16 protein-coding genes are annotated in these 15,135 nt (G+C 71.3%); 7 read left to right on the top strand and 9 right to left on the bottom strand.

Annotated features, from left to right (window positions below; translation table 11 throughout):
* Window positions 1-41: 41 nt before the first annotated feature.
* Entirely contained in the window at window positions 42-1,868 is a 1,827-nt protein-coding gene (locus AC07O4_RS29015; RefSeq protein WP_495306313.1) for a sensor histidine kinase, read from the bottom strand.
* Between the two features lie 81 nt (window positions 1,869-1,949).
* Here AC07O4_RS29015 and AC07O4_RS29010 point away from each other — a divergent pair, with 81 nt between their 5' ends.
* Entirely contained in the window at window positions 1,950-3,197 is a 1,248-nt protein-coding gene (locus AC07O4_RS29010; protein WP_095743360.1) for a THUMP domain-containing class I SAM-dependent RNA methyltransferase, read from the top strand.
* On the opposite strand, the gene AC07O4_RS29005 is transcribed toward AC07O4_RS29010, so the two are convergent.
* Both AC07O4_RS29005 and AC07O4_RS29000 read right to left on the bottom strand, forming a co-directional pair.
* Window positions 3,194-3,508: a DMT family transporter gene (locus AC07O4_RS29005; protein WP_062480310.1), complete on the bottom strand. Its 315-nt coding sequence runs from the start codon at window positions 3,506-3,508 to the stop codon at window positions 3,194-3,196. The genes AC07O4_RS29010 and AC07O4_RS29005 overlap by 4 nt on opposite strands.
* Window positions 3,509-3,522: 14 nt before the next feature.
* Window positions 3,523-4,455, bottom strand: coding sequence for a DMT family transporter (locus tag AC07O4_RS29000; protein ID WP_495306312.1), 933 nt, complete (start codon window positions 4,453-4,455; stop codon window positions 3,523-3,525).
* 121 nt (window positions 4,456-4,576) lie between these two features.
* Between AC07O4_RS29000 and AC07O4_RS28995 the strand changes: the two genes are divergently transcribed.
* Together AC07O4_RS28995 and AC07O4_RS28990 are read left to right on the top strand one after the other, a co-directional pair.
* Entirely contained in the window at window positions 4,577-5,476 is a 900-nt protein-coding gene (locus AC07O4_RS28995; protein WP_495306311.1) for a LysR family transcriptional regulator, read from the top strand.
* 54 nt (window positions 5,477-5,530) lie between these two features.
* Complete coding sequence (locus AC07O4_RS28990; protein WP_062480304.1) at window positions 5,531-5,956, top strand: PIN domain-containing protein; 426 nt, start codon at window positions 5,531-5,533, stop codon at window positions 5,954-5,956.
* 16 nt (window positions 5,957-5,972) lie between these two features.
* Here the strand turns inward: AC07O4_RS28990 and AC07O4_RS28985 are convergent, their stop codons facing one another.
* Window positions 5,973-6,878 carry a BUD32 family EKC/KEOPS complex subunit gene (locus tag AC07O4_RS28985; RefSeq protein ID WP_070063745.1) on the bottom strand — a complete coding sequence of 302 codons (906 nt, stop codon included), beginning with the start codon at window positions 6,876-6,878 and terminating at the stop codon, window positions 5,973-5,975.
* Window positions 6,875-8,575 carry an FMN-binding glutamate synthase family protein gene (locus tag AC07O4_RS28980; protein ID WP_495306356.1) on the bottom strand — a complete coding sequence of 567 codons (1,701 nt, stop codon included), beginning with the start codon at window positions 8,573-8,575 and terminating at the stop codon, window positions 6,875-6,877. The genes AC07O4_RS28985 and AC07O4_RS28980 overlap by 4 nt, the downstream gene beginning before the upstream one ends.
* 69 nt (window positions 8,576-8,644) lie before the next feature.
* Between AC07O4_RS28980 and AC07O4_RS28975 the strand changes: the two genes are divergently transcribed.
* Window positions 8,645-9,439 carry a YecA/YgfB family protein gene (locus AC07O4_RS28975; RefSeq protein WP_139702165.1) on the top strand — a complete coding sequence of 265 codons (795 nt, stop codon included), beginning with the start codon at window positions 8,645-8,647 and terminating at the stop codon, window positions 9,437-9,439.
* A gap of 62 nt (window positions 9,440-9,501) precedes the next feature.
* Complete coding sequence (locus AC07O4_RS28970; RefSeq protein WP_495306355.1) at window positions 9,502-10,683, top strand: MFS transporter; 1,182 nt, start codon at window positions 9,502-9,504, stop codon at window positions 10,681-10,683.
* A gap of 105 nt (window positions 10,684-10,788) precedes the next feature.
* Here AC07O4_RS28970 and AC07O4_RS28965 read toward each other — a convergent pair whose 3' ends face one another.
* Both AC07O4_RS28965 and AC07O4_RS28960 read right to left on the bottom strand, forming a co-directional pair.
* The gene (locus AC07O4_RS28965; protein WP_307587648.1) at window positions 10,789-11,112 is read right to left on the bottom strand and encodes a GNAT family N-acetyltransferase; all 324 of its coding nucleotides are present in this window, start codon (window positions 11,110-11,112) and stop codon (window positions 10,789-10,791) included.
* Window positions 11,109-11,606, bottom strand: a complete 498-nt coding sequence (locus AC07O4_RS28960; RefSeq protein WP_495306310.1) for a nuclear transport factor 2 family protein — start codon at window positions 11,604-11,606, stop codon at window positions 11,109-11,111. Before AC07O4_RS28960 ends, AC07O4_RS28965 begins: the two co-directional genes overlap by 4 nt.
* A gap of 193 nt (window positions 11,607-11,799) precedes the next feature.
* Here AC07O4_RS28960 and AC07O4_RS28955 point away from each other — a divergent pair, with 193 nt between their 5' ends.
* Both AC07O4_RS28955 and AC07O4_RS28950 read left to right on the top strand, forming a co-directional pair.
* Window positions 11,800-12,564, top strand: coding sequence for a helix-turn-helix transcriptional regulator (locus tag AC07O4_RS28955; protein ID WP_495306309.1), 765 nt, complete (start codon window positions 11,800-11,802; stop codon window positions 12,562-12,564).
* A gap of 121 nt (window positions 12,565-12,685) precedes the next feature.
* Window positions 12,686-13,879: an Acg family FMN-binding oxidoreductase gene (locus tag AC07O4_RS28950; RefSeq protein WP_235944209.1), complete on the top strand. Its 1,194-nt coding sequence runs from the start codon at window positions 12,686-12,688 to the stop codon at window positions 13,877-13,879.
* A 15-nt stretch (window positions 13,880-13,894) separates the two neighbouring features.
* On the opposite strand, the gene AC07O4_RS28945 is transcribed toward AC07O4_RS28950, so the two are convergent.
* Complete coding sequence (locus AC07O4_RS28945; protein WP_495306308.1) at window positions 13,895-14,422, bottom strand: CinA family protein; 528 nt, start codon at window positions 14,420-14,422, stop codon at window positions 13,895-13,897.
* Window positions 14,416-14,973 carry a phosphatidylglycerophosphatase A family protein gene (locus AC07O4_RS28940; protein ID WP_235926901.1) on the bottom strand — a complete coding sequence of 186 codons (558 nt, stop codon included), beginning with the start codon at window positions 14,971-14,973 and terminating at the stop codon, window positions 14,416-14,418. Before AC07O4_RS28940 ends, AC07O4_RS28945 begins: the two co-directional genes overlap by 7 nt.
* Between the last annotated feature and the right edge of the window lie 162 nt (window positions 14,974-15,135).

Genomic DNA, 15,135 nt, shown 5'->3' with positions numbered 1-15,135 from the left:
ACACCGCAGCGGGGCCGGCCCCCGCCGGGAAGCACCGCGCGCTACGGCGATGACGGCGGTTGTTGCTGTTGCTGCTGGGCCCGCAGCAGCACGCGCCGCAGCGCGTCCGGCTGCACCGGCTTGCGCAGCGCGTGCCAGCCGCGCGCGGCGGCCAGCTGCTGCGTGGCTTCGGTGATGTCGGCCGAGATCAGTGCGATCGTCAGCGCGGGCTTGCGCTGCGCCAGCCGCTCGGCCAGCGCGATGCCGTTGAACGCGCCGGGCAGGCGGATGTCGCACAGCGCCGCGTCGAGCGCGTCCAGGTCGGCCAGCGCGAGCGCCTCGGCGGCGCTGGCGTAGATGCGCGGCGCCACGTGCCAGTGCCGCAGCAGCGCCGAGAGGCTGTCGGCCACCACGATGTTGTCCTCGACCACCAGCACGGCGAGGCCGGGGCGCAGCTCGGCGTCGGCGTCGGGCTCGTCCAGCGCCACGGAGGGCGCGGGCGCCGGCACGGCCGCGGCACCGGGGCGGGCCGCCGGCAGCTCGAAGCTGAAGACCGAGCCCTTGCCCGGTGCCGAGCGCAGCGCGACCTCGATGCCCAGCTGCCCCGCCAGCCGTCGCACGATCGCCAGCCCCAGGCCGTGGCCGTGCTGCAGGTTGCGCTCCACGTTGCCGACCTGTTCGAAGTCGTCGAACACGCGCGTCTGCGATTCGGCCGCGATGCCGATGCCGCTGTCGCGCACCTCGACGCGCCATGCGCGTCCGGTGTCGGTGCCGGGCCGGCGGCGCGCCCGCACGGCCAGCAGCACGCGCCCGCGCGGCGTGAACTTGAGCGCGTTGTCCAGCAGGTTGGAGAGCACGCGGCGCAGCGCCACGGTGTCGGTCCAGGCCACCGCCTCGGCCGGGCAGCGCACCGCGACGCGGCCTTCGCCGGCCTGGCGCGCCAGCTCGTTCAGCAGCGGCGCCAGCGCCACCGCCGCCGGGCGCAGCGGATCGACCGCGGCCTCGATGCGGCCGATCTCGAGCAGCTGGTTGGTCAGGCCCTCGAGCGCCTGCTGCGCGCGCGAGAGCGAGGCCACCGTGTGCTGCACCGCCGCGCTGTCGGTGCCGTGCTGCAGCTGCTGGCGCAGCACCTCGGCCTGCAGCCCGATGGCCATCACCGGCTGGCGCAGGTCGTGGTTGGCCGCCGAGAAGAAACGCAGCCGCTCGGCCTGGGCCTGCTCGGAGGCGCGCAGGCCGGCCAGCGCCTGTTCGCGCAGCGTGCGCTCGTTCAGGCGCAGGCCGATGTTCTCCTCGAGCTGGCGCGAATGGTCGGCCACCAGCTTCCACATCATCGCGGTCAGGCCGATGCCGATCACCGCGACCGCCATCATCACCGGCGCCCCGAGCCACAGGCCCGTGACGATCACCGGCGCCAGCAGCAGCGTGATGGCAAGCTGCGTGGCCGGCGTGTAGAACGACACCGAGAACGCCGACGACAGCGTCATGCCCATGAGGATGAGGCCTAGCAGCAGTTGCAGGTCGGGCCGCTCGGGGTTGAACAGCAGCACGCCCGCCAGGCCGTGCGCCAGCTCCCAGATGGCCGTGCGCAGCGTGTGCTGGCGCTGCGCGGCGCGCAGGGTGGCGGGCGTGAAGGGCTCGGGCAGGCGCTGCGCAAAGAAGCCGCGCATCACCGTGACGCCGGTGACCAGCGCCAGCCACACCAGCGCGCGCGCCGGCGAGAACTGCCAGGCGAAGAGCGCCGCCACGCCGCAGTTGAGCAGGTACTGCACCAGCAGCACCGGCCCGAGCGGGCGGATCGACAACCGCAGCACTTCGCACTGGATCGCGAAGCGGTGGTCGCCGTCGCGGGCGTCTGCCGGGGGGGCCGCGGAGGCGGGGGTGGGCGTCATGGGCAAATCGACTATATAGAGAAGGCCCCAGCCCCGGCGACAATGGGGGCCCTTAGCGGGCTTCCCGATGGCCGACTTTCCGTGAACGATCTCTCATTTTTCCTGCCTTGCGCCGCCGGCGTCGAGGAATTCCTTGCCCAGGAGGTGCATGCCCTGACCGGCCGTGCCGGGCAGGACCTGCTCACCCTGCGCGGTGGCGTGCGCGTGCGCGCCGACTGGCGCGACGGCCTCAAGCTCAACCTGCACAGCCGGCTCGCGCAGCGCGTGCTGGTCGAACTGGCCCACGGGCCCTACCGCAACGAGAACGACCTGTACGCCATCGCCAACGGCGTGGCCTGGGAGATCTGGTTCACGCCCAAGCAGACCTTCAAGATCGAGACCACGGCCCAGCACAGCCCGCTGCAGAGCCTGAACTTCGCCACCCTGCGCATCAAGGACGCCGTGGCCGACCGCTTCCGCGCCAAGGCCAACGGCGTGCGCCCGAGCATCGAGACCCAGTGGCCCGACTGCCGCATCTTTGCGCACCTGACCACCGACAGCTGCACGCTGTACATCGACACCTCGGGCGAGCCGCTGTTCAAGCGCGGCTGGCGCCAGGACAAGGGCGACGCCCCGCTGAAGGAAACCCTGGCCGCCGCCATGCTGGCCGCCAGCGGCTGGTGGAACCCCGAGACCGGCGAGGTCGCCAAGGCTCCGCTGTACGACCCCTGCTGCGGCAGCGGCACCATCGCCATCGAGGCCGCGCAGATCGCCAGCGGCATCGCGGCGGGCTCGCTGCGGCGCTTCGGCTTCGAGAAGCTGCTGCCGTTCCAGGCGCACGTCTGGGCCGCCATCAAGAATGAAGCGGCCAACGCGCAGCATGCGAGTGCCATCGCCGTCTTCGGCTCCGACGTGTCGCACCGCATGGTCGACTTTGCCGAGCGCAACGCCGAACGCGCGGGCGTGGCCGGCGCCATCGAGTTCCGCGGCGGCGACGCCCTGCAGCGCATGCCGCCGGCCGAGGGCGGCGTGATCATGCTCAACCCGCCGTACGGCGAGCGCATCGAGGTCGGTGGCGTGGCGCGCTTCGGTGCCCGCGAGGCCGCCCAGACCCCGGGCGATGGCGAAGGCGGCGACGGCGGCGACTTCTTTCCGCAGCTCGCCACCCACTGGAAGAAGAACTACGCGGGCTGGACCGCCTGGGTGCTCACGCCCGACCTGAAGCTGCCCAAGCAGATGCGCCTGAAGGAGTCGCGCCGCGTGCCGATGTGGAACGGCCCCATCGAATGCCGGCTGTTCCGTTTCGACATGGTGCGGGGCTCGAACCGGGCGGCGCCGCCAGACGCCTAGGACTGCAGCTTCAGGCCTGCAATGCCCAGGAAGATCAGCGCGATGCACACCAGCCGCAGCGGCGCGGCGCTCTCCTGGAAAAAGAAGATGCCGATCAGCGTGACGCCGATGGCGCCGATGCCGGTCCAGATCGCGTAGGCCGTCCCGACCGGCAGCGTCTTCATTGCGGCGGTGAGCAGCACGATGCTCGCCAGCGCGGCGCCCAGGCCCAGCGCGCCGGCGCCGGGGCGCTCCCAGCCCGCCGCGGCCTTCAGCGCGAGGGCCATCACGATCTCCACCAGTCCGGCGGCAAGCAGAAGAAACCAGGCCATGGCGTTCGCTCCCTTCACAGCAGCTTGATGATGGCCACGCCGAGCAGCAGCACGGCCACGCCCGCCATGCGCAGGCCCGACACCGGGCGCTGCGGCAGCCGGAACCAGCCGTAGCGGTCCACGAACACCGACGCCACCTGCTGCCCCGCCACCGTCAGCCCGACCGCGGCCGCGGCGCCGATGGCCGGGATCGCCGTGAACACCGTCGTCACATAGGCCGCGCCCGCAAAACCGCCGAGCCAGCCCCACCACGGCATGCCGCGCAACGCGGTGCCTTGCGGTGCCGTGGCCGAGGGCGCACGCCGGAACAGCGTGACCAGCAGCAGCGCCAGGGCCATCGCCAGCGTCGCCACGAAGAAGCTCACCGCCCCCACCGCGAAGGGCGCGCCCAGGTCCTGCCGCAACAGGCCGTTGACCACGCCCTGCACCGGCAGCACTGCGCCGGCCAGCAGCGCCAGCACGATCCAGCCGGCCTTGCCCGCGAGCGCCTGGCGCAGGCTGCCGGCCTGCCCGGCGACGATGGCCCCGGCCCCGAGCAGCACCGCCAGCGTGCCGCCGGCCATGGCCGGTGTCAGCGCCTTGGGGGCCACGCCGAGCAGGCCGAAGGTGTCGAGCGCGAACGAGGCCAGCATCTGCCCCGCGATGAACAGGCCGATCGCCACCACCGCGCCCAGGCGCGGAAACAGCAGGATGGTCGAGACCACGTAGAAGGCGCTGGCCGTGCCGCCGATCACGTGCCACCACGGCACGCCCGGCAGGTCGGCCAGCGCCGTCAGCGTGCCCGTGGCGAGCGCCACCGCCAGCAGGGCCAGCGTGCCGACCGACAGCTGCAAGGTCGTGGCGGTGAAAGGGCTGCCCGTGGCCTTGGAGAGCTGTGCGTTGGCGCCGGCCTGCACCGCGAGCAGGCCCCCGGCGACGAGCGAGGCGGGAATGAAAAACGCGTCCATGGTGGTTCGACCTCCGTGTGGTGTGGATGCGGGGCGGGCGAATCGCGCCCCCTTGCGGACGACTGTAGGATCGGCACGTTTGCAAGGCCATTCGAAAAAATCGCATCCGGGATATGCATAAATGCAGGACACAGACTGGGACGACTTTCGCGTGTTCCTGGCCGTCGGCCAGGCCGGCTCGCTCTCCGGTGCCGCGCGCCAGCTGGGCGTGAACCACTCCACCGTGCTGCGGCGCCTGGGCGCGCTCGAGGCGCGCATGGCGGTGCGCCTGTTCGACCGCCTGCCCGCCGGCTACGCGATGACGCTGGCCGGCGAGGCGCTGCGCGAGCGCCTGCAGGGCGTGGGCGAGCAGATCGACGCCGCGCAGCGCCACCTCATGGGGCTCGACCTGCGGCTGACCGGCGTCATCCGCATCACCAGCACCGACACCTTCATGGCCGGGCTGCTCGGGCCGATCCTGGCGGACTTCCGGGCGCTGCACCCGGGCATCGAGCTGCAGGTGGTGATGAACAACCTCTTCCTGAGCCTGACCAAGCGCGAGGCCGACGTGGCGATCCGCCCGACCAACGCCCCGCCGGACCACCTGGTCGGGCGCCGGGCGGGGCGCCTGCAGACGGCGGTGTACGCGTCGAAGGCCTACCTCGCGAAGCACCCGGCGACGACCCCGCTGGCTGCGCACGACTGGGTTGCGCCCGACGAAGGCCTGTCGCACCTCCTGCAGGCCAAGTGGCTGCGCGAGCAGGTGCCGCCGGCGCGGATCGCGGCGCGCGTCGACAGCCTCGTCGGCATGACGCAGTTCGTGAAGCGTGGCCTGGGCCTGGGCATGCTCCTGTGCATGCTGGCCGACGCGGAAGACGAGCTGGTGCAGGTCGAGCCGCCGAGGGAGGCGCTCGACACGCAGGTCTGGGTGCTGACGCATCCCGACCTGAAGGAGGTGGCGCGGATCAAGGCCTTCACCGACTTCGCCTACGCACGGCTCGTCGCCGACGCGAAGGTGCTGGCGATGCCGTCAGGGCGCTAGAAGCCCGGGCGCCGCATGGTGCAACATCGGCGATAGACAGATTTCACGCGACCCATGACCTTGCCAGCCCCCGACCTCGTCGTCATCGACACCAATATCGCCCTCGACCTGCTGGTCTTCGAAGACCCGGCCTGGGCGCCGCTGGTCGACGACCTCGCGCGCGGCGCGCTGCGCTGGCTGGCCACGCCCGCGATGCGCAGCGAACTGGAACGCGTGCTGGGCTACCCGTTGATCGCCCGGCGCATGGCGCAGCGCGAACTGACGATTCCGGTGGTGCTCGCGGATTTCGATGCGCGCGTGCAGCTGGTGACCGAGGTGCCGGCGCGCGCGCCCTGCGTGTGCAGCGATCCGGACGACCAGGTGTTCATCGACCTGTCCGTGGCGCACGGGGCGCAGCTGTTCAGCAAGGACAAGGCGGTGCTGTCGATGAAGAAGCGGCTGGCGCTGCGCGGGGTGGCGGTGCGGTCGGCGCTGGCGTAGGCCACGCCGGTCCGTCTCAGGCCTTGTTCAGCTCGTACCACTGCCCCAGCAAGCGCGCGACGGCCCGCACGCGCTGCGTGTCCCGCCCCCAGCGCCGGCTGGCCGGCAGCTTCTGCGCCCACTTCATGCGCCGCGCCGCGTTCGCGATGCGCTCGCGCACTTCCTCGTCCACCTCCGCCAGCGCCGCGTGCCAGTGCTGCCCCGCGGCCTGCGGCGCGGCGGCCTCGAGCATCATGGCCGTGGAGTGCAGGTAGCTCAGCCAGTCGCGGGCCTGGCATTCGGCCAGGGTCATGACCTCGGAGGGGTCGTCCTCGAAATCGATGTAGCCGATCACGCCATCGGGGCACTGCACGAGGTTGCGGTCGAAGGCCTGGCTCAGGTGCTGGCCGCACAGGTGCACGGCGGCGATGGCGGCCAGGCCTTCGCGCCACACGGCGAGCAGGGCGGCCGGGCCGGCGGCGGCGGCCTGGTCGATGCGCTCCTGCAGCACCACGGTGGCACGGCCGCTTTCGCCGAGGTCGGAAATCAGCAGGCCGTCGGCCTGCTGCGCCAGCACGATCGGCACGCGCAGGCCCGCGGCGGCCAGTTGCTTGAGGCGCCGTGCCTCGGTGGCGATGGCGGCCTCGCCGCCCGGGTTGGGCACGGGCTTGATCACGTCGAGGCCGGCCAGCCGCGCGGCCAGCGCCATCACGCGGTAGCCCCACTTGCCGTGGCGCGGGCCGGCCTTCTTGAGCCAGACGCGTTCGCTGCCGAAGCGGTGGCTGGCCACGTTCTTGGCCTGCCTGGGCAGCGTGACGCGCAGGAACTCGGCGTAGTCGCCGGGCGCCGAGCCCGGGGCGTCGTCGAGCGGCGCGGGCGCCGACGCGGCGCCCCGTTGGCTGTACAGGCGCGTCGCGGCGCCTCCTCGTCTCAGTGGATTCATGCGGCCATGGCGAAGCCCGGCGCCAGCAGCCCGTGCGGGCCCTGCGTCAGGGGCTGGAAACTCTGTGCACTGGCCAGCGGCCAGTAGGTGCGGAAAACGGTGTGCTGGTTGTCCAGCGGCCCGAGCAGCGCGCCGGGCTGCACCTGCATCACCAGGTTGCTCAGCAGGCGCACCTCGGTGTCGGAGATGCGGCGCACGATGTGGTGCGCGGTGATCTGCTGCGGGTGATCGAGGCCCGCGGCCTGCACCAGCTCCTGCAGCGCATGCAGCGTGCTGCGGTGGAAGTTGCGCACGCGGTCGGCCTTGGTCGGCACCACCAGCGCCTGCTGGCGCACCGGGTCCTGCGTGGTCACGCCGGTGGGGCAGTGGCCGGTGTGGCAGCTCTGGGCCTGGATGCAGCCCAGCGCCATCATGAAACCGCGCGCCGCGTTGCACCAGTCGGCGCCCAGCGCCATCATGCGCGCCACGTCGAAGGCGGTGATCACCTTGGCCGCGCAGCCGATCTTGATGCGGTGGCGCAGGTTCACGCCGATCAGCGTGTTGTGCACCAGCAGCAGGCCCTCCTGCAGCGGCGCGCCGACGTGGTCGCTGAACTCGACCGGCGCCGCGCCGGTGCCGCCTTCGGCGCCGTCGACCACGATGAAGTCGGGCGTGATGCCCGTGGCCTGCATCGCCTTGACGATGCCGAACCATTCCCACGGGTGGCCCAGGCAGAACTTGAAGCCGGTCGGCTTGCCGCCCGACAGCTCGCGCAGCTTCGCGACGAAATGCATCATCTCGGTCGGCGTGGAGAACGCGCTGTGCGACGAGGGCGAGACGCAGTCCACGCCCACCGGCACGCCGCGCGCCGCCGCGATCTCGGGCGTGACCTTGGCCGCCGGCAGCACGCCGCCGTGGCCGGGCTTGGCGCCCTGGCTGAGCTTGATCTCGATCATCTTCACCTGCGGGTCGCGCGCGTTGGCGGTGAAGCGCTCGGCATTGAAGGTGCCGTCGTCGTTGCGGCAGCCGAAGTAGCCCGAGCCGATTTCCCAGATCAGGTCGCCGCCGTGCACGCGGTGGTGCTGCGAGATCGAGCCCTCGCCGGTGTCGTGCGCAAAGCCGCCCATCTGGGCGCCCTGGTTGAGCGCGAGGATGGCGTTGGCCGACAGCGCGCCGAAGCTCATCGCCGAGATGTTGAACACGCTCGCGCTGTAGGGCTGCGTGCAGACCTGCGCCAGGTTCGCATCGGCCGGCTGCGGCGTGCCGCCGATCACGATGCGGAAATCGTGCCCGGCCAGCTTCGTGGGCTGCATCGAGTGGTTGATCCACTCGTAGCCCGCGGCCGACACGTTCAGCTGCGTGCCGAAGGGCCGGTTGTCGGGTTCGCCCTTGGCGCGCTGGTACACCAGCGAGCGCTGGGCGCGCGAGAACGGCGCGGCCTCGGCGTCGCTCTCGATGAAGTACTGGCGGATCTCGGGGCGGATGAATTCGAGCAGAAAGCGCAGGTGCCCGATGACCGGGTAGTTGCGCAGGATGGCGTGGCGCGCCTGGCGCAGGTCGTGCACGCCGGTGCCGGTGAGCACCGCGAAAGCGGCCACGCCGATCCACGCGAGCCACAGGTGCGGCGAGGCCAGAACCAGCGCCAGGCAGGCGACCAGACCCAGCACACACAGGACGAACGCGCTGTAGCGTGCGGGAAACGGAATAATCGTGGGCATAGTCATCAGATGTCGGCTGGAGCCTGCTGCATCATAGAGGGCTGCCCCCAACCTGCCATGACTGCTGCCATGACGACCACACCCGACACCCCCGATACCCCTGACACCGCCCTGGCCGCCTCCTCGCAAGCCCTGGGCCCCGACGATTTTGACGCCCTCGACAGCGCGCTCGACGCCATGCGCGAGCACGACGAGGAAATTCCCCAGTGGGAGTTCTGCGAAGGCTTCATGGCCGCGCTGATCTGCACGCGCCGCCCCATCGACCCCACCGAATACTGGCCCGTGCTGCTGGGCGACCACTTCGTGCCGGCCCAGCACATGGAGTTCGTCTGGAACTGGAAGCGCCGCTGGCGCGAGATCGAGGAAGGCCTCGACGCGCCCGTCGAATCGCTCGAGGACGAGCGCAGCTGGCAACCCGAGGTGCTCGACACCCGCGGCGCCATCGCCTCGCTGCCCGAGGAAGAGCGCGCCGAGATGGCCGCCGAAGAGATCCCTTCGTTCGCCCAGGTCTGGGCGCTGGGCTTCATGTACGCGGTCGAGAACTGGCCCGAAGACTGGGCCGCGCCGCGCGACAAGGAAGCCGCGCAGATGCTCGACGACGCGCTCGACAACATCGTCGCGCTGACCGAGGACGACACCGCCAAGCCCACGCTGTCGATGTACGACGAGAACGGCCCGCCCAGCGTGAGCCAGCAGCGCCTGGACGACTTCGGCGCCGCGATCTGGGCGGTGTACGACCTGCGCCAGCTCTGGAAGAGCCTGGGCCCGAAGGTCGAGACGATCCGCAAGGAAGCCGAACCCGGCCGCAACGATCCGTGCCCTTGCGGCAGTGGAAAAAAGTACAAGAAGTGCCACGGGGCATGAGTGCCGTCGCGCCGACGCAGCGCCCTGCCGCGCAACCCCTGACGCCGCAGGCGGCATGGGTCATGGTCCTCGCGCTCTGCGCCGGGGTCGCGCTCAGTCAGGCGTTTCGCACCGTTGGCGCCATCATGGCGAGCCCGCTGCAAGCGGACTTCCACCTTTCGGCCCAAGCCCTCGGGATCTTCTCGGGGGCTTTTCACTTTGCGTTCGGCGCGATGCAGCTCTTCATGGGCATCGGCATCGACCTGCACGGCGTGCGCCGCACCGTGCTCGTGGCCTTCCCGGTCGCGATCGCGGGCGCGCTGCTGTCGGCCGTGTCGCCGAACTACCTCGTGCTGGTGGCCGGGCAGGCGCTGATCGGCGTCGGCTGCGCGCCGGCCTTCCTCGTGTGCACCGTGTTCATCGCGCGGCACTTTCCGGCCGCGCGTTTCGCGACCGTGTCGGGCATGGTGCTGGCCATCGGCGGCCTGGGCATGCTGGCCACCGGCACGCCGCTCGCGTGGCTGGTGGAGGCGTATTCGTGGCGCGCGGGCTTCCTGGTGCTCGCCTTGGCTTCCGCATTGGCCTGGCTCGCGATCTGGCGCTGGGTGCACGAGCCCGCGTCGGCTGTGCCGCAGAAGAAAGAGTCGATTCCCGAAGCCGTGCGCCAGTTCGGCGCGCTGTTCGCCATGCCGCACACGCTGGGCATCATGGTGCTGGGTGCGGTGACGTACGCGGCCTTCATCTCGCTGCGCGGGCTGTGGCTGGGCCCGCTGATGATGGAGCGCCACGGCTACTCGCTGGTGCAAAGCGGCAACGTCGCGCTCGTGGTGTCGGTGATCGCGCTGTTCGGCTCGCCGCTGTTCGGCCGCTTCGACCGCGACGGCGCCGCGCGCCGCCGCTGGATCGTGGCCTGCGGCCTCTTCTACGCCGGCTTGTTCGCGCTCATCGCCGTGGTGCATTCCGCCTGGCTGGACATCGCGGGCATGGTGCTCATCGGCGTGCTCTCGGGCTTCATCGTCTGGCAGTACGCCGACGTGCGCGTGGCCTACCCGGCCGCGCTCACGGGCCGCGCGATGGCCGTCTTCACCATGGCGATGTTCCTGGGCGTCGCGTTCATGCAGTGGGGCACGGGCGTGGCGGCCTCGGTGGCCGCGGCGCACGGCGGCGATCCGCTGACCGCCGTGCTGGCGGTCATTGCCGCGCTGCTGGTGATCGGCATCGCGGCCTTCGCGTGGCTGCCCGCTCCCAAATCTACCGCTGCCTGATCGTGGAACACCGAGGAACCGGCTTTGCCGGGCCTCAGGTGTTGCCCCCGGTAGGGGGTTGGCGAAGCGACACGAAGTGCGCGCAGCCTGGGGGCGAGCCTGGTTCTAGATCTTGAAGGCGCGTTGAATGTCCGGCCGGACCAGGTCGGCGTACTCGCGGTGCTTGCGGATGTAGCCCGCGATGAACTGGCACACCGGAATCACATGCCGCCCGTTGGCGCGCGCCTCGTCAAGCACGTGCCTCGCAATGCCCGAGCCCACGCCCTTGCCCTCATGCTCGGGCAGCACCTCGGTGTGCGTGAACATGATCGCGTCGGTCAGCAGGTTGTACTCGGCGTAGGCCGCGAGCTTGCCGTCGAGCGAGGCTTCGTAGCGGTGCTGCGCCTCGTTGTTCGTGAAGGTGAGGGCGGTCGAGGAAGAAGTGGTCATGAGGGTTGGCGTGCAAGAAAAGTGGCGAGGTTGGCGGCGGCGGTGGCGCGCACCTTGTTGCGCAGCATCGGCGTCCAGCCCAGCAGCAGGCCCGGCGTGCCCAGCGCCTGGCGCGACCAGGTCCAGAACGGAAAGCTGTCGCGGTGCGTGGCGATCAGGCCCTCGGGCGTGAAGGTGAAGCGCGCGTCGATGCTGTTGTCGACCAGGCGGCCGGTGGCGCTGAAGCGGTAGTGCGCGTCCCAGTGCGCGCTGCCGGTGCGGCCATCGGCCTGAACGTCGCGCCAGCTCAGGCGCCACACGTCGGCGCCCTTGGCCTTCGTGGCTTCGCACAGCATGCGCCACATGCCGCCGATCTCGCGCCAGCCGCGCAGCGAAAAGGCCTCGTCGTCGAACACCGCGTCGGGCGCGTAGCAGGCCGCCATGGTGGCGGCGTCGAGTTGCGAGAACGCGCTGTAGAAGCGCTCGATGGTCGGGGCGTGGGTGGCTGCGGTCATGGGGCCTCGCGGTGGTGGTGTCGGATCATCGCCGGGATGCGGCGCGCAAGGAAGCGCATGGGTGATTCCGGGTGCCCGGCATTAATATGCGCCCCGATGCCGGTCCTCGCAGGGCCGGCGCCCTGGCGGTGGCGCAGAAAAACCAGAACCACAGTCGCTGCGCCCGCCGCACACAACCCGAGGGGACGCATCCATGGCCGAGGTGATCAACGACTGGCAGTTCGTCGAGGCCGTCATGGCCGCCCGCACGCTCGAGGAGGTCGCGCAGGTCAACCGCCGCGCGATGCGGGCGATGGGCTTCAACCACGGCGCCTACGTGCTCAAGCGCCCGGTGCCCACGCCCCGTGCCGACGCGCCCGCGCAGGACGCGCTGGTGTTCTTCCACGACCTGCCCCCGGCGTGGGCCCGCACCCGCTACGAGTCGCTGCGCAGCAACGCCGGCGAGCAGGCCGACGCCCGCGTGCAGCATGTGCGCGCCGGCATGCCGGCCACCGCGTGGAGCTGGCTCGGTCAGGTGAGCCACACGCGCGCGGACATCGGGCAGCGCGCCCGCGGCCTGCTGCGCAGCGCCGGCGAGCACGGGCTGAAGGCGGGGCTGACCGTGCCGCTGTGGACGCCCGGCATCGACTGGGCCTTCATGACCCTGACCACCGACGCCACCGCCGACCTGCGCGAACTGCGTGCGACGTTGGCGCCGATGAACTACTTCGCCTCCTGCCTGCATTCGACCGTGCGCCGGTTGCAGGGCGACGCGAAGGTGCCGGTGCTGAGTGCGCGCCAGCGCGAGGTGCTGCACTGGGTGGCCGTGGGCAAGTCGACCTGGGAAATCTCCGAGATCCTGCACATCAGCGAGCGCACCGTGTACTTCCACCTCGTGGGCGCCGCCCGCAAGCTCGACACGCAGGGCCGCACCGCCACCTGCGCGCGGGCCCTGGCGCTGGGCCTGCTCACGCCCTGAGCCGGCCCACCTACCCCTGTCGGAAACGACAGGGGGCTGCGTGGCGCCGTGCGGCTCGGTGCTGCAATCGGCCACGGGCAGGCCGTGTGTCACGCGCCCGATGCTTCAACCGATCGAGCCCATGAGAGAACGCAGAAATTTCGTGCGCCTGCTGGGCGGCGGCCTCGCGGTGGCGGCGGGCGCCACGGCCCTGGCCACCTGGTGGCTGCACGCCGACGTGCCGGCCGCCGCCTTCGAGATCTGGAACGGCCCGGGCGACGAGCCCGATGTGCGCAAGCGTGCCGTCGCCTATGCCGTCACCGCGCCCACGGCCTACAACGGCCAGCCGTGGCGGGTCGACCTGCGCGAGCCCGACGCCATCGTGCTGCACGCCGACCGCGCCCGCGTGCAGCCCGCCACCGACCCCTTCGGCCGCCAGCTCATGATCGGCCACGGCGCGTTCATCGAGCTGCTGGTGATGGCGCTGGCCCAGCAGGGCGTGCAGGCGCGCGTGCAGCTGTGGCCGCAAGGCGAGCTGGTGGGCGATGCGCCGCAGCAGTGGCCCGACCTGCCGGTGGCGCGCCTCACGCTGTCGCGCGGCGGCACGCCCGATCCGCTGTTCGCGCAGGTGCTGCGGCGGCGCACGCCCAAGCAGCGCTTCGACACCGGACGCAGGGTGTCGGCCGACATGCTGCAGGGGCTCACCGCGGCCGTGGCCTCGGGGGCGGGCGGGGGCGTGCAATCGGCCGGCACGGTCGACATGGCCCGCGTGCTGCCGCTGCGCAAGCTGTGCGCGGCGGCGGCGCGCGTGGAGCTGGTCACGCCCCACACCGCGCGCGAGAACCTGCGCCTGCTGCGCATCGGGCCGCAGGAAATCCTGGCGCATCGCGACGGCTTCTCGCTCAACGACCCGGCGCTGCGCATGGCGGTCGCGCTGGGCCGCTTCGACCGCGAGGTGCCGGCCGCCGAAGACAGCCTCTCTTTCCGGCAGACGCTGCGGATGTTCGAGGACCAGGCCCACACGGCGATGGGCTTCGTCTGGATCAGCACCGGCGGCAACAGCCGCAGCGAGCAGATCGCCGCGGGCCGCGCCTACGTGCGCCAGCAGCTGCGCGCCACCGACCTGGGCCTGGGCATGCAGCCGATGAGCCAGCCGCTTGAGGAATTTCCGGAGATGGCGCCGCACCACGCGGCGGCGCACGACATGCTGATCGGCGCCGCGCCGTCGCGCCATGCGCGCAGCCCGACCGTGCAGATGATGTGCCGCCTGGGCTTTCCGACGGCGCCGGTGCCGCCCGCGCCGCGCCGGCCGGTCGGCGATTTCATGCAGGCCTGAACAGCCCGCGTGCGATCAGCGCGGCAGCAGCTGGATCAGTGTCTGCAGCGCGTAGTGCACCGTCGCCGCGCGCACCGTGGCGCGGTCGCCGTCGAAGCGGCGGCGCTCGGTGCGCACCTGCCCGTCGACCGACCAGCCGAACCACACCGTGCCCACCGGCTTGTCGGGCGAGCCGCCCGCCGGCCCGGCCACGCCGGTCACGGCCACGGCGGCGCGCGCCGGTGCGCCGCGTGCAATGGCGCCTTCGGCCATCGCGCGCGCCACGGGCTCGCTCACGGCGCCGTGGGCCTCGATGAGCGCGGCGTCCACGCCCAGCATCTCGGTCTTGGCGGCGTTCGAGTAGGTGACGAAGCCGCGCTCGAACCACACGCTGGAGCCCGCCAGGTCGGTGCAGGCGCCGGCGATCAGGCCGCCGGTGCAGCTTTCGGCGGTGGCCATCATCCAGCCCCGGGCCTGCAGCCTCTCGGCCAGCGTGGCGACGAGCGCGGGGACGTCCTGTTCGGCCAAGGCGGGGGAAGCAGAAGGTTCCATCGGGTTCACCATGCGCGCCACAGCGCAATGACCAGCAGCGTGCAGAAGGCCGCCACCAGGTCGTCCAGAAGAATGCCGAAGCCGGCGCGCCACCACTGCACCCGCGCGGGGTCGTGCGGCTTGAAGGCGGCGTCGGCCCAGCCCACCGGGCCGGGCTTGGCGGCGTCGAAGTAACGGAACAGCGCAAAGGCCACGACCTGCGCCCACAGGCCGGCCGGCGTCACCAGCCAGAGCACGAGCCAGAAGGCGACCACCTCGTCCCACACGATGGCGCCGGGGTCGGACACGTTCATGTTGCGCGCGGCCACCGTGCAGGCCCACCAGCCGATCGGCAGGCCGGCCAGAATGATCCAGCCGATGGTCGCGGGCGTGAACCACAGTTGCATCACCACGAACGCGGCCCAGGCCCACAGCGTGCCCACGGTGCCCGGCGCGAAGGGCGACAGCCCCGAGCCGAAGCCCAGCGCGATGAAGTGCGCGGGGTGCGAGAGCAGAAAACGCAGGGTGGGGCGACGCATCGGGGGACGGGGCAGGGCGCCGGTGGTGGCGGAAGAAGAATCCATCGAGGAAGAAGGGGAAGAAGAAACGGCGTGCATCGGTTTCGAAGTGTCGCGCATCCTGTGCGACGGCTGCGCGCCGAAGTTTCTATTTATCAAAGCAATAGCTTGTTTAATTGAGGGGCGCCGCCTAGTATCCAGGCTCCTTTGGTGTTCCCCTTCGTTCTC

This window comes from Variovorax sp. GW821-FHT09D04 (assembly GCF_059416405.1).
Note: the sequence above shows the minus strand (reverse complement) of the source record. Positions and strands in the feature narration are given on the sequence as shown.

Coding starts and splice junctions, on each gene's coding strand:
- AC07O4_RS29015 (WP_495306313.1), bottom strand. CDS start 1,868: ATGACGCCCACCCCCGCCTCCGCGGCCCCCCCGGCAGACGCCCGCGAC.
- AC07O4_RS29005 (WP_062480310.1), bottom strand. CDS start 3,508: ATGGCCTGGTTTCTTCTGCTTGCCGCCGGACTGGTGGAGATCGTGATG.
- AC07O4_RS29000 (WP_495306312.1), bottom strand. CDS start 4,455: ATGGACGCGTTTTTCATTCCCGCCTCGCTCGTCGCCGGGGGCCTGCTC.
- AC07O4_RS28995 (WP_495306311.1), top strand. CDS start 4,577: ATGCAGGACACAGACTGGGACGACTTTCGCGTGTTCCTGGCCGTCGGC.
- AC07O4_RS28990 (WP_062480304.1), top strand. CDS start 5,531: ATGACCTTGCCAGCCCCCGACCTCGTCGTCATCGACACCAATATCGCC.
- AC07O4_RS28985 (WP_070063745.1), bottom strand. CDS start 6,878: ATGAATCCACTGAGACGAGGAGGCGCCGCGACGCGCCTGTACAGCCAA.
- AC07O4_RS28980 (WP_495306356.1), bottom strand. CDS start 8,575: ATGCCCACGATTATTCCGTTTCCCGCACGCTACAGCGCGTTCGTCCTG.
- AC07O4_RS28975 (WP_139702165.1), top strand. CDS start 8,645: ATGACGACCACACCCGACACCCCCGATACCCCTGACACCGCCCTGGCC.
- AC07O4_RS28970 (WP_495306355.1), top strand. CDS start 9,502: ATGGTCCTCGCGCTCTGCGCCGGGGTCGCGCTCAGTCAGGCGTTTCGC.
- AC07O4_RS28965 (WP_307587648.1), bottom strand. CDS start 11,112: ATGACCACTTCTTCCTCGACCGCCCTCACCTTCACGAACAACGAGGCG.
- AC07O4_RS28960 (WP_495306310.1), bottom strand. CDS start 11,606: ATGACCGCAGCCACCCACGCCCCGACCATCGAGCGCTTCTACAGCGCG.
- AC07O4_RS28955 (WP_495306309.1), top strand. CDS start 11,800: ATGGCCGAGGTGATCAACGACTGGCAGTTCGTCGAGGCCGTCATGGCC.
- AC07O4_RS28950 (WP_235944209.1), top strand. CDS start 12,686: ATGAGAGAACGCAGAAATTTCGTGCGCCTGCTGGGCGGCGGCCTCGCG.
- AC07O4_RS28945 (WP_495306308.1), bottom strand. CDS start 14,422: ATGGTGAACCCGATGGAACCTTCTGCTTCCCCCGCCTTGGCCGAACAG.
- AC07O4_RS28940 (WP_235926901.1), bottom strand. CDS start 14,973: ATGGATTCTTCTTCCGCCACCACCGGCGCCCTGCCCCGTCCCCCGATG.